The organism is Paenibacillus oryziterrae, from assembly GCF_042610485.1.
In the GTDB taxonomy this organism is placed as follows: domain Bacteria; phylum Bacillota; class Bacilli; order Paenibacillales; family Paenibacillaceae; genus Paenibacillus_AQ.
This window is the reverse complement of the sequence record NZ_JBGJZO010000002.1, coordinates 119,604-131,436: the sequence shown is the minus strand read 5'-3', so window position 1 is coordinate 131,436 and position 11,833 is coordinate 119,604. Positions and strand designations below refer to the sequence as shown.

Genomic DNA, 11,833 nt, shown 5'->3' with positions numbered 1-11,833 from the left:
AAAAGGGAATCCTTTTTGCATGAACGAAGTCCACCGGGTCAGAAATGACGCAGCTGTCTTTCCGCAATGGGGCCTGCCCAAGGCAGCTTGTACCATCTTCCACTTAAGGCGTGATAAATCATCAGCAGCCAAACCGCGAAGCTGCACAGGGAGAGCAGGACTGCCAACAGAGGACCGAGCAGGGGGATGAAGCCGCTCAGGACATGACAGACCATCAGTGTTCCGAAAGCAATGAGTGACTGAAGGGAATGGAATAGGACGAAGCGGCTTCGTTTCTCCAAGGCGAGAAACACAATGCCTCCAACAAAAGGGAAGAAATAACATAACGCGCCAGCAACATGTTCGGGTAATCCAGTCGATGAACGGAAGGGGGACATTCACTCACTCTCCTTATGAATGGCAGGGAGCGATCACAGGCAGATTCTCTCGAATGTATGACCTGGCCGTCTCTCACTACAAGCCTATGAGGCGTTAGGGCAAAAATTTACGGCGGATATAAATTTTTGTGCCGGTAAAACCGAAAATATATTTCATGAGTACAATTTACAAGGAAAGCTGGAAGTTGATCTGGAATATGATACAATATAACGATAAGGCCCCAAAGGAGTGATTCAGTTTTTGGCTCTTCGGGTAACTATAGTGTCAAGGTGTCCATTAGAACATCTTAAGCTCTCAGCCCAAATCACGACGAACCTGCTTCACCGATCCATACATACTCCAGACCTCGTTGTCAGGATATGTGTAGGCGGCTAATGCAAGTGAACGTAGCAGTGGTATTTTCTTGCATTACGAAGTTACTTTCATCATGCATTCTCTACAACGGAGCATTCATTTTCAATGTTTTGGGAGGGAACTGATCATGGCAAGTAAAGGTCATAATGAAGTCAAGGAAAGTTTACGGGAAATGACACGCATTTTCCGGCCCAAAGATCCCAAGAAATTCGTTAAGGAATATGTCCGTAAGTATCGGATAACGGGAGGCTATGAAGAAGAGCTGACTATGGTTGTGGAGCATGAGCTGGTACGGATGAACTCATCTGTATCGTAACAGATAATGGAGCCTGCGCCTTCTGACCATTTCTTTGACGACAATCATTTATGTATGTCATCCATGAGGATTCTCATAAACCGAGACCCGGCAGCGTGCTGCCGTGGAATCGGTTTTTTTGTATGGGTTGGCTGATTCAATTCTCACAAAATTGTCAAATGAACAGAATGGTAAAAGACATTATGAGAGCGCTTTAATGGTCCAAAAAACAAGTTTAACTTTTATGAAAGCGATTGCAAATTCAAGTGGGGCAAGCCTTTTTTTCATATTAGAACACTTTGTGAACTAGTTGTGAACGATTGACAAAACAGCCCCATAAACTTATATTAATAGTGATTGTTATAATTGACAGAGCTAATTAATTATTCTAAGAAATCGGGATGAAGCGGGGTAGATCAATGATGAAAACTTGGCAGACTGTTAAGCGGCTACTTCCCTTGATGACCATGTTCGGACTCCTTCTTACCGGCTGCGGCCGTGAGGATTTATCCGTGCTCAGACCCCAAGGGCCTATGGCTGAAAGCTCGCTGGACCTGATAAAACTGTCGATTACGGTAATGATCGTTGTGCTGTTGATAGTGTTCTCGATTGCGGCTTATGTCATGATCAGGTACCGCAGAAAGCCGGAGCAGAATGAGATCCCGGAGCAGATTGAAGGCAGTTTTAAGCTGGAGATCCTCTGGACGGTTATTCCTCTGATTCTGGTTATCGTCTTGGCAGTTCCGACGGTCAAGCAGGTGTTCGCCTCCGGGAACGATCATGCGAATGACAAAAATGCGATCAAGGTGAAGGTAACCGGGCACCAGTACTGGTGGGAGTTTGAGTATCCCGATTACGGTGTAATCACGTCGCAGGATTTGATTATTCCGGCCGGTAAGGACATTGCCTTCGAGCTTGAGACCAAAGATGTACTGCATTCCTTCTGGGTACCCTCATTATCCGGCAAAATAGACACGAACCCCGCCGGCACCATTAACCGTTTCAGCTTCAGTGCTCCTAAGGAAGGGGTATACCGCGGCAAATGTGCCGAGTTGTGCGGACCATCCCATGGATTTATGGAATTCAAAGTAAAAGCCGTAAGTGAAGATGAATTCAATCAATGGATCGATAATATGAAAGCGCCTGCGGTTCTTCCGGAAGATCCTGCGCTGGCTAAGACCTTTAAAGACCAATGTCTTGCTTGCCATGCGGTTGGAGACCAGGGAATTATGAATGCACCGAACCTTACGGGTATCGGTTCCAAAGAAGCCATTGCCGGCATCCTGATTAATGATGATACACGGGGGGACGGAGCCCCGGTGGAAGAGAACCTTAAAACCTGGCTGCATGATCCTCAAAGCGTGAAACCTGGAAACCTGATGCCAAACCCCAAAGACCTCGGCCTGAGCGATGCGGAAATCGATGGCATCGCGGAGTATTTGGCCAACTATAAATTGGACTAATGACCCAGCCTGGGAAGCAGCATATTCGTATATGAGGGGGGAAGTACCTTGGCTCACGCACATACCTTGAATTCAACCAAGCCGCTGGGACATGGGCACAGCGTTAAACGCCACACCGGTCTGATGGATTGGCTCACTACGGTAGACCACAAGAAAATAGCAATTTTGTATCTGTGGGCAGGGGGACTGTTCTTCGGAATTGGAGGCCTGGAGGCCATTCTGATCCGAATCCAGTTGATCAAGCCGATGAATGATTTCCTGGATGCACAGACGTTCAATGAACTGATTACGATGCACGGGACTACAATGATCTTCCTCGGAGTCATGCCGGTAATCTTTGCGCTGATGAACGCAGTCATTCCCCTGCAGATTGGAGCCCGGGACGTTGCATTTCCATTTCTGAATGCACTTGGTTTCTGGACCTTTCTGTTCGGTGGTATCTTGCTTAACCTGAGCTGGATTATGGGCGGTGCCCCGGATGCGGGCTGGACCTCCTATACGCCTTTATCCACTACTGCCTACAGCACCACACACGGGGTGGACTTCTATACGATTGGTCTGCAGATTGCCGGCCTTGGCACCCTGATTGGCGGGATCAATTTCCTGGCTACGGTAATTACGATGCGTGCTCCGGGCATGTCATTTATGCGGATGCCGATGTTTGCATGGACAACATTTATAACTTCTGCAATTATCCTGTTCGCTTTTCCCGCTATTACGGTTGGACTGGTGTTGCTCACCTTCGACCGCATATTAGAAGCTAACTTCTTTGATGTAACAGCAGGCGGTAATGCCGTACTGTGGCAGCACATCTTCTGGATCTTCGGACACCCTGAGGTTTATATTCTAATCCTGCCTGCCTTCGGTATTATCTCCGAGGTCATTCCGACCTTCTCGCGCAAGCGGCTGTTCGGCTACAGTTCTATGGTGTTCGCGACTATACTTATTGCCTTTCTAGGCTTCATGGTATGGGCGCATCATATGTTCACCACGGGACTCGGCCCGGTAGCGAATGCGCTGTTCTCAGTATCGACGATGCTGATTGCCGTTCCGACAGGAATTAAGATTTTCAACTGGCTGTTCACGATGTGGGGCGGGCAGGTGCGGTTCACCACCCCGAATTTGTTCGCGTCAGGTTTTATTCCGACCTTCACTATGGGGGGCGTAACGGGTGTTATGCTGGCTTCGGCCCCGGCGGATTTTCAGTTTCATGACACCTATTTCGTCGTTGCCCACTTCCACTACGTTATTGTCGGCGGTTTAGTACTGGGACTCTTCGCGGGGCTTCACTACTGGTGGCCGAAGATGTTCGGACGTATGCTGAATGAAACACTGGGCAAATGGACCTTCTGGACGTTTATTATCGGATTTCATCTGACATTCTTTGTACAGCATTTCCTTGGGCTTATGGGTATGCAGCGGCGTGTCTTCACGTATCTGCCTAACCAGCATTTTGACTTGCTGAACCTGGTCAGTACGATTGGTGCGATGCTGATGGGTGTGGGGATGCTCTTCTTCCTCGCCAATATCTTCCTGACTTCAAGAAGACCTGCAGATGCTCCGGATGATCCATGGGAAGACGGCCGTACGCTGGAATGGAGCATTCCTTCACCGCCTCCGGAATACAACTTCAAACAAACGCCGCTTGTACGCGGTATTGATGCTTTCTGGAAGGAAAAAACAGCAGGGCACAAAGCCATGACTCCAGCGGAGCCGGTCGGCTCCATTCATATGCCTTCTGCGACAATATTGCCATTTGTGATGTCGGTGGGGATCTTTATTGCCGGACTCGGATTTATGTTCAGCCGGGATGATTTCGGCAATGTCTTTATGAACTTTCTTTTCAATCATTATCTGGTCATCGCAATCGGGCTTCTCATTACGTTTGGTTCGATGCTGATCCGCTCGTTATATGACGACCACGGCTGGCATATCGAGCCTGAAGAGCTGGAAGGAAGGTGAGAAGTCATGACAACGGCACATGCAGAAGCAGTTAACGGAAATCTTCCACACGAACCGGAGAAGGCGACTGCCGAGGGGCGCAATAAGGTATTGGCTTTCTGGTTGTTCCTGGGCGGCGAGTCGGTATTGTTCGGGACGCTTTTTGCCACCTTTCTGGCGCTCCGTAATCAGACGAATGAAGGGCCTTCGGCCAATGAACTGTTCCATCTTCCGCTGGTTGCGGCGGCAACCTTCCTGCTGTTGGTCAGCAGTCTTACCAGTGTATTCGCCATTCAGGCGATGCACAGAAACCGCCCGGCGCTGATCCGCAATTGGCTGGTGATTACTGTATTGCTTGGACTGGGCTTTCTCAGTCTTGAGATTTATGAATTCTCCGTGTATGTAAGACATGAAGAGTTCGGTATGACGACCAGTGCGTTCAGTTCGGCCTTCTATACGCTGGTTGGATTTCACGGTGCGCACGTCGCCTTCGGGATCCTGTGGATCTCACTGTTGATCGGACAATTGGCCCGCAAGGGTCTGACAGTAGTCACCGCACCGAAAATCTATGTATCGGCCATGTACTGGCATTTTATTGATGTCGTATGGGTCTTCATCTTCACGGTGGTATACCTGCTTGGAAAGGTGGGCTAAGCCATGATGACAGAACAGCACTCGCAAGGAAATGGAGTCAAGCACCGCCACCGGCCGGAGGGCCCGCAAAGGCATATTGTGGTCTTTATATTTTCTATCGTTCTGACGCTGATCGCTTTTGCGGCGGTTGCTGCCGGAGGGGTTAATGCGACGTTTGCGGTCATTCTACTTCTGGTGATGGCGGTACTTCAGGTCATCCTGCAGATGGGTTTCTGGATGCATCTCAAGGATAAAGGGCATATGCTGCCGATCATCTTTATGCTGGGAGGTTTCTTTATCGCCGGGACCTGCATTGTGATGGCGTTGTACTGGGTCTGGTGGGATTGAGCGGAGTGAGAGGATTGAGGGTGGCCTAAGTAGCCCCCTCTTTTTTTAAATTAAGAGACCTGGGGTAGATAGGATATTTAAGCCCCTTAGCCATTAGTCGGGAAAAAAGCGAAAGTCCTTCCTCCAATGGCGGCCGCATGCATGAATATCGGAGGGGTACAGCGTTTCCGCACAATTAGCTGGAATTTCTACCGTTAATTTAATTGAATTTCTCATGCGTGGTGATTTACATGGAAAAACTACCTTTAAATCCTTGGGAATGGAGTTGTTTGGGTGAGAACGCTGGAATTAACTCCACTTTTTCCATGTAAGTGCTCTAAACGTCCCTTTTTCGTCAAATTAACTCCAGTATTTATAGGGTTTATAGGTAAATCGGGATTGAAGGGTAATTCGGGGGCTGTTTGACGGACTCCCTCGACATTTTCTGCTCCGGTACGTAAGTGAAAGGTAAATTCGGGAAAACGCGCATAGCCAGAGCGATGCATTGTGCTTATTCTGGGGCTCTGAATACATACATTAAGAAGGCTGATTATCCCTAATTCAGGTCGGGAGGCGGACACAATGCTGGGATTAGACTCATTTAGCTTTGCTGAGCTGTGGAGTCCGTTGTTTATGGCGGTGATGCTACTAGTGACGGCGGGTTATTTTGTGATCATTGGTCCGTTGTCCGGCCGATTTACCGGATCTGGTCCGGTTTCTCTTTGGAAGCGCACATTATTTATTGCGGGTATGCTGGCCCTTTATTTGGCTCAAGGCGGCCCGATCAGCCTGCTGGGTCATATTATGTTCTCTTTCCACATGGTCAGCATGGCCTTGTCTTATCTGGTAGCGGTGCCGCTGATCATGCTGGGAATTCCGGAGTGGCTGTGGCGTGCAGCGTTGAAGAGAAATCCATTGCGGCGTCTATCGTTTCTGGCACAACCTGTGGTGGCGGCACTCCTGTTCAACGGTTTATTCTCCCTGTATCACATCCCGGCCATTCATGATTATGTCATGCTGCACTTCACTGTACATCGTTTGTATTACGCAGTTTTGTTCCTGGCTTCAGGGCTCATGTGGTGGACACTGGTTAACCCATTGCCAGAGCGGCGAATGGCCACGGGACTCGCGAAAATCGGCTTTATTTTTCTGAACATGGTTCTTCTGACTCCAGCCTGCGGATTGATTATCTTTGCAGATCATCCGTTATATGCTACTTACAGTGATCCGGCTACATGGGCGCGTGCTATGGGCTATTGTGTTTCCGGAGATCCGGCAGCGTTGCTCCAGGCCTTCGGCGGACCGACAACCTTCGGATATTTGTCTCCAAAAGTGGACCAGCAGGTCGGCGGTATCGCCATGAAGTTCATTCAGGAATTTATTTTCGCCTCCATGCTTGGCTTTGTGTTCTATCAGTGGTATAAAAAAGAGAACGGGCAAGAAGGTTCAGAAGCCGCTTCGTCATCTGGCGACATAGGGGGCGGAAGCTTGACCCGGGTATAGCCGGCCAATTTCAAGGAGGATACTCATGGATATTTTCACGCTCTTTCCAACGATCAGTACATCATTCATCGTGATCAGTGCGGTGCTGGTGGGGATTGGCTGGAGACTCATCATTAAGGGCAAACGCGAGGCGCACAAGAAAACAATGATCGCTGCAGCCGTTTTTGCCATTCTGTTCTTCCTCGTCTACGCATCAAGGACGGCATTTGTAGGAAATACCGCATGGGGCGGTCCGAAGGATTTATCGGTGCTGTATCATGTGTTTCTGATCTTTCATATTGTTCTGGCGACAGTTGCTGCAGTATTCGGTATTACCACGCTGGTTCTAGGTTTCAAGGAGAAATATGCTACACATCGTAAATGGGGCCGTGTTACGGCGATGATCTGGTTCGCCACGGCAATTACAGGCGTATTGGTGTACGTGCTGCTCTACCTGATGTATCCGGGCGGCCATACAAAACCGGTGTGGGAAGTTATTTTAGGGGCTTAAGAGAAGCGGGCTACTACCCGGGGATAAATAAAAGGGGTATTTGGGAGGGGGACCTTTCAAATGCCTTTTTATTATGTTGGGGTGTCGGAATTGCCTGTAGCCCCTAGTGTTTATACGTTGGTGTGTGTGCGGGGCGCAGGCTAATGGCGTTAAATAAGTATGCGCATGAACTCTTCCTACAGCGTGATTTGCTGATCGGTCAAGGAGAGGAAGATATTAACGATGTTGCTGTCGAACTGTGTGCCTGCACCGGCGAGTAGCTCGTTTTTGGCCCGCTCAATGGTGCTGCGTTCGCGGTAAATACGGTAGGATAACATGGCGTCAAAGGCATCGATAACGGCACAGATCCGGGCAAGTAAAGGAATATTCTCGCCTTTCAGGCCACAAGGATAACCTTCACCGTTCCATCTTTCATGGTGATAGCGGATAACATCGGTTACCCCTTTAGCAATTCCCGGAAAGCCTCCAGCCAAATTGGCGCCAAGCACGGGATGGAACTTCAACAGTTCCCATTGTTCGGTAGTTAGAGGCTCTTTTTGATCCAGGATCTCCACGGGTATAAATGATTTACCGATATCGTGCAAAAAACATCCGCGTACGAGATCATTGCGGTCCTTAACACTTAGCTTCATTTCTAGTGCCATTTCTTCGGCAAGCATGGCTACCCTCACGGAATGACGGTGAGTTTCAGGATGCTTGTCACGCAGGAAATCCATCCATATACTCACCGTTGCTTCTTCAGTTAGTACCATCTCCACCTTCTTAACAAGTACGGCTAAATCACTCAATTCTTTCCCTCCTAAGATGCTCCCGCTCCAATACGGCAGACCAACTGTCGTGCAATGTCGTACAATATCACTTATGCGACATTTATTTCATACGGAGGAATTTAGGATGAACACCGAACAAACGAATTCAAGCTATTATCCACTATCGTTGGTTGAGACCGGAGAAGCCTCTTACAATGACGATCAAATTGTTCAAATGTTTCTGGCAACATGCTGCAGAACCGAAAACACACGGCGGAATTATGAGCGGGCCATTGTGCTTTTTCGTAAATTCATATCAGGGAAGCCCTTGAAAAATGTTAGTTGGAGGGAGATGGAAGCTTATAAGATCTTTCTGGCGAAAGGTGGTTACAGCTATCCGCGGATGTTGGCACCGGCTAGTATTGCTGCTTTTCTTGCTCCCCTAAAATCGTTTTATAAATGGGGAAGTGATCAGCATATCGCAATTTTCAGTCATAATCCGACCGCCAGCGTACGGATCCCGACAATTACAGTTACGAGTAGAAGGAACTTTCTCACCAAAAGAGAAGTGGGGGATTTGCTCAATCAATTGCAGAAACAAAGCCTTCGAAACTATTTAATCGGATTGACTCTGGTGCTGCTGGGGCTGCGTGTATCAGAATTGACAGCAATAAAATGGGGGGATTTTCAGCGGGATCCGCTGGAGACATCCGTGTGGCTTACGATTACGAAGGCTAAGGGCGGTAAAATGCGGGAGATCAAAGTGCCTGTTCTTCTATGGGAGTTGTATGCTGAATTATCGCGTTCACTTTCCGGGGGTGTATCGCCGGATTCGGAGCTACTGCTGTTCCCGCTGTCTTCGCGGCAGGTGGAGCGGATTATTAAAGACGCTGGCAGAAGCAGTTATATAAAAAAGAATTTGACACCCCACTGGCTCAGGCATACGAATGCGACACTCGCTCTTTTACAAGGGGCTTCACTTCAGCAGGTCCAGGAAACTCTGGGCCATTCCCATATCAATACTACTCAGCGGTATTTGCACACTGTGCAACAGATACAAAAAGCCGCTCCTGATTTTGTGGAGGATTGCTTAAGGGATTTCATCCATTAAAAAGACAAAATTAGACAAGGTATAAGTTGCTTTTCCAGTATAACTATACATTATTATACAAATGGCCTATAATACTAGGATAGTTATTAAGACTCATATAAATATACCAAAACTACTGTTTTTGCACGCAAAATGTCGCATAAGTGATATTGTACGACATTCTATTTTTTTGATATTTTACCCATCAATTCACGGCATTAATCATTGCTAATAGTTTAGTATGCCCGTATTCTCAGTAATTTTCTACATAAAGATAACTAAGGCAGTCTTTTCCTATGTTAGGGGAAGGCTGCTTTTGTTGTTACTCTGGTTGTGGGTGGATTCAATTTTTTTACAATAAAGCTCTTGACGATGGAAAATAAAGGGCATATACTGTGTATATAGATATATACAGTAATCACAGTGATATAACAATATCTTGGTCTACCAGGAATTATTCTTAATAAAGCGAGGTTAGAATGTCATGAGAACAACTCTGAAGGATTCATGGTTCATGATCCGCAGCGAATTACGTGGTGACAAGATAAGGCTTGTAGGGACGCTTGTATTCTCCATCGCGATGATCAGTTACTTGAGTTTCTTCACCGCCATGATATTGAATGACTCCGCAGGAAGTAGTGACCGTTCTGCAGTAAGTGATTTCATGTTAATCACAATGGTGCCTATACTGGGTTTCACTTATTCCCGTCGTTCGTTCAAATACTGGAGTGAGGATTCCTATACCAAGATGCTCGCTTACCTGCGAAGCCTCCCGGTTCCCATCAGGGTTATTCTGTGCAAAAGAAAAATTCAGGCGTTATTATCTTTCACCTTTAACGGAATCCTGTACTTTGCAATGATTTATGGGCTCGCAGGCAGCATTCGTGAAGAACTCTCTCCTATAGCTTATCTGGCGTTCGCGCTGACTTGGGTCGGCTTCGGGCTTGCAATTACGGGGATCTATATCGTCATCGAACTGCTATGCAGCGGCAGGGCATACTGCGGATATATGTTCGTCATTATAGGGATATGCATTGGTATCTCGTTCTTGGTGAATTTCAGCGGTGGAAACCTGATGTTCTATTCGATCAACTGCTCCCAGGATGGGTTATTGTCCCCGCTTATGTGGGCAACTCTTCTGACAGGGGTTATATCCATGCAGTTGTTCTCTAAATGGACGGCACATCGCCTGAAGAAGCGTGATCTCAAATGAGCCGCGAATACCGGGCAGTGCTCCGGCAGGACTTGAGCGGAAGGCGGTGGTACCATGTCGATACCGATTCACATTAACGAAAACAGCGCAGAACCCTTGTATCACCAGATCAAAATGCAGCTTCGCTCCTTGATTATCAGCGGTGTGGTTGCAGAAGGTACATTGCTGCCCTCCATCCGGGAATTTGCCGGGGACCTGAACTGCAGTGTAATTACCGTCCGTCGGGTCTATCAGGATCTAGAGGGTGAGGGACTGCTGCGGACGCGTCAAGGAACCGGAACCTTTGTGTCGCATGTAGGGGAGGGTGCTCGCCTGGACTATAAGCGGGATACGGTTATGAAGGCGCTTGAGGCAGCGGTAGAGCTGGCTCGTTCCGTGCATAGCAGTGAAGAAGATTTAAATGAAATGTTTAGTGAAATCGTGAAGCGCATATATAAAAAGACGGAGTGAAGAGAGGAGCTGCCCGTATGGCACGAATAGCGATCGAACTGAGGAATGTGCGCAAACAGCGCCGCACCAAAACGATAGGACCTCTGAATTTGAATCTGCCTGAAGGACATATCATCGCTTTGGTGGGTCAGAACGGATCCGGCAAAAGTACACTGATGCAGCTGCTAGTGCAACTGATCCATCCGGGAGAGGGCGAAATTGAGTGGTTCGGTAACAAGTACCGCGAGGCCATTCCGCTGCAGCTCCGCCAGTCTATGGTATACGTGCCCGAGGTTTCGCTGAGTGAAGAGAGCGGATGGACTGTGGAAGAGGCGGCAGGATTCCGGAGATATTGGTATCCACGGTGGGATCATGATTTTTTTCTGAAGCTGCTGGATCAATTTGAAGTGCCGCGGGACTCGAAGCTTGGCAAAATGTCCAAGGGTGAGCGCCGGAAATTCGAAATCGCAGCCGCCCTCGCACCGAAACCGAAACTGCTGCTGCTGGATGAGCCCTCCTCGGGGCTGGATCCTTTTGCCTGGAAGCTAATGATCGAAGTGCTCCATAAATATATGAATGAACACGAAGCCACCATTCTAATCTCGACTCATATCGTAGAAGAGGTACGGAAGCTGGCTGATTATATCGTGCTGATGCATCGCGGAATGGTGCTGGGGATGGCCGAGAAAGACAGCCTTTATGGTCAGTGGAGTGAGGTTTGGGTTGGTGCAGATAGCGAAGAGGAGATTAAAGAATTAGCCGCAGAATTCCCGGATGCACTTCACTGGAGTATGGACACGGCGGGTGTGGCTTCTTTTATCGCAGAAGATTTTCATAGAATTGAGAAACGCCTGCACGATTTGGGCGTAAAGCTTATCAAGAGCCGAAGCTTAGAGCTGGATGAAATATTGAGCTTATGGACTGAGGGTTATGTTCCGGAATTAGTTGACCTGAAGAGAGGGGATTAA

The 11,833-nt window shown here is 48.1% G+C and carries 13 protein-coding genes; 11 read left to right on the top strand and 2 right to left on the bottom strand.

Features of this window, described 5'->3' with window-relative positions; all coding sequences use genetic code 11:
* Nucleotides 1-38 precede the first annotated feature (38 nt).
* Nucleotides 39-377: a DUF4870 domain-containing protein gene (locus ACAN55_RS02990; RefSeq protein WP_379127899.1), complete on the bottom strand. Its 339-nt coding sequence runs from the start codon at nucleotides 375-377 to the stop codon at nucleotides 39-41.
* 482 nt (nucleotides 378-859) lie between these two features.
* Here ACAN55_RS02990 and ACAN55_RS02985 point away from each other — a divergent pair, with 482 nt between their 5' ends.
* From ACAN55_RS02985 to ACAN55_RS02955, 7 genes are all read left to right on the top strand, one after another.
* Nucleotides 860-1,048: a hypothetical protein gene (locus tag ACAN55_RS02985; RefSeq protein ID WP_019913840.1), complete on the top strand. Its 189-nt coding sequence runs from the start codon at nucleotides 860-862 to the stop codon at nucleotides 1,046-1,048.
* A 398-nt stretch (nucleotides 1,049-1,446) separates the two neighbouring features.
* Nucleotides 1,447-2,490 (top strand): cytochrome c oxidase subunit II, encoded by a 1,044-nt coding sequence (gene coxB / locus ACAN55_RS02980; protein WP_379127892.1) that lies wholly within the window; start codon nucleotides 1,447-1,449, stop codon nucleotides 2,488-2,490.
* A 123-nt stretch (nucleotides 2,491-2,613) separates the two neighbouring features.
* On the top strand, nucleotides 2,614-4,452 hold the full coding sequence (gene ctaD, locus ACAN55_RS02975) for a cytochrome c oxidase subunit I (protein WP_379128689.1): 1,839 nt from the start codon (nucleotides 2,614-2,616) through the stop codon (nucleotides 4,450-4,452).
* Nucleotides 4,453-4,458: 6 nt separating this feature from the next.
* Nucleotides 4,459-5,085, top strand: a complete 627-nt coding sequence (locus tag ACAN55_RS02970; protein WP_379127889.1) for a cytochrome (ubi)quinol oxidase subunit III — start codon at nucleotides 4,459-4,461, stop codon at nucleotides 5,083-5,085.
* A 6-nt stretch (nucleotides 5,086-5,091) separates the two neighbouring features.
* A complete protein-coding gene (locus ACAN55_RS02965) occupies nucleotides 5,092-5,412 on the top strand; it encodes a cytochrome C oxidase subunit IV family protein (RefSeq protein WP_379128686.1) in 321 nt (106 codons plus the stop codon).
* Nucleotides 5,413-5,973: 561 nt separating this feature from the next.
* The gene (ctaG, locus tag ACAN55_RS02960; protein WP_379127886.1) at nucleotides 5,974-6,894 is read left to right on the top strand and encodes a cytochrome c oxidase assembly factor CtaG; all 921 of its coding nucleotides are present in this window, start codon (nucleotides 5,974-5,976) and stop codon (nucleotides 6,892-6,894) included.
* Between the two features lie 25 nt (nucleotides 6,895-6,919).
* On the top strand, nucleotides 6,920-7,384 hold the full coding sequence (locus ACAN55_RS02955) for a DUF420 domain-containing protein (protein WP_379127884.1): 465 nt from the start codon (nucleotides 6,920-6,922) through the stop codon (nucleotides 7,382-7,384).
* 176 nt (nucleotides 7,385-7,560) lie between these two features.
* On the opposite strand, the gene ACAN55_RS02950 is transcribed toward ACAN55_RS02955, so the two are convergent.
* Entirely contained in the window at nucleotides 7,561-8,172 is a 612-nt protein-coding gene (locus ACAN55_RS02950; RefSeq protein WP_379127882.1) for an HD-GYP domain-containing protein, read from the bottom strand.
* Between the two features lie 106 nt (nucleotides 8,173-8,278).
* On the opposite strand from ACAN55_RS02950, the gene ACAN55_RS02945 reads away from it, so the two are divergent.
* From ACAN55_RS02945 to ACAN55_RS02930, 4 genes are all read left to right on the top strand, one after another.
* On the top strand, nucleotides 8,279-9,244 hold the full coding sequence (locus ACAN55_RS02945; protein ID WP_379127879.1) for a tyrosine-type recombinase/integrase: 966 nt from the start codon (nucleotides 8,279-8,281) through the stop codon (nucleotides 9,242-9,244).
* Between the two features lie 463 nt (nucleotides 9,245-9,707).
* A complete protein-coding gene (locus tag ACAN55_RS02940) occupies nucleotides 9,708-10,436 on the top strand; it encodes a hypothetical protein (protein ID WP_379127877.1) in 729 nt (242 codons plus the stop codon).
* Between the two features lie 54 nt (nucleotides 10,437-10,490).
* Entirely contained in the window at nucleotides 10,491-10,886 is a 396-nt protein-coding gene (locus tag ACAN55_RS02935; protein ID WP_379127874.1) for a GntR family transcriptional regulator, read from the top strand.
* A gap of 17 nt (nucleotides 10,887-10,903) precedes the next feature.
* Nucleotides 10,904-11,833 carry an ATP-binding cassette domain-containing protein gene (locus ACAN55_RS02930; RefSeq protein ID WP_379127871.1) on the top strand — a complete coding sequence of 310 codons (930 nt, stop codon included), beginning with the start codon at nucleotides 10,904-10,906 and terminating at the stop codon, nucleotides 11,831-11,833.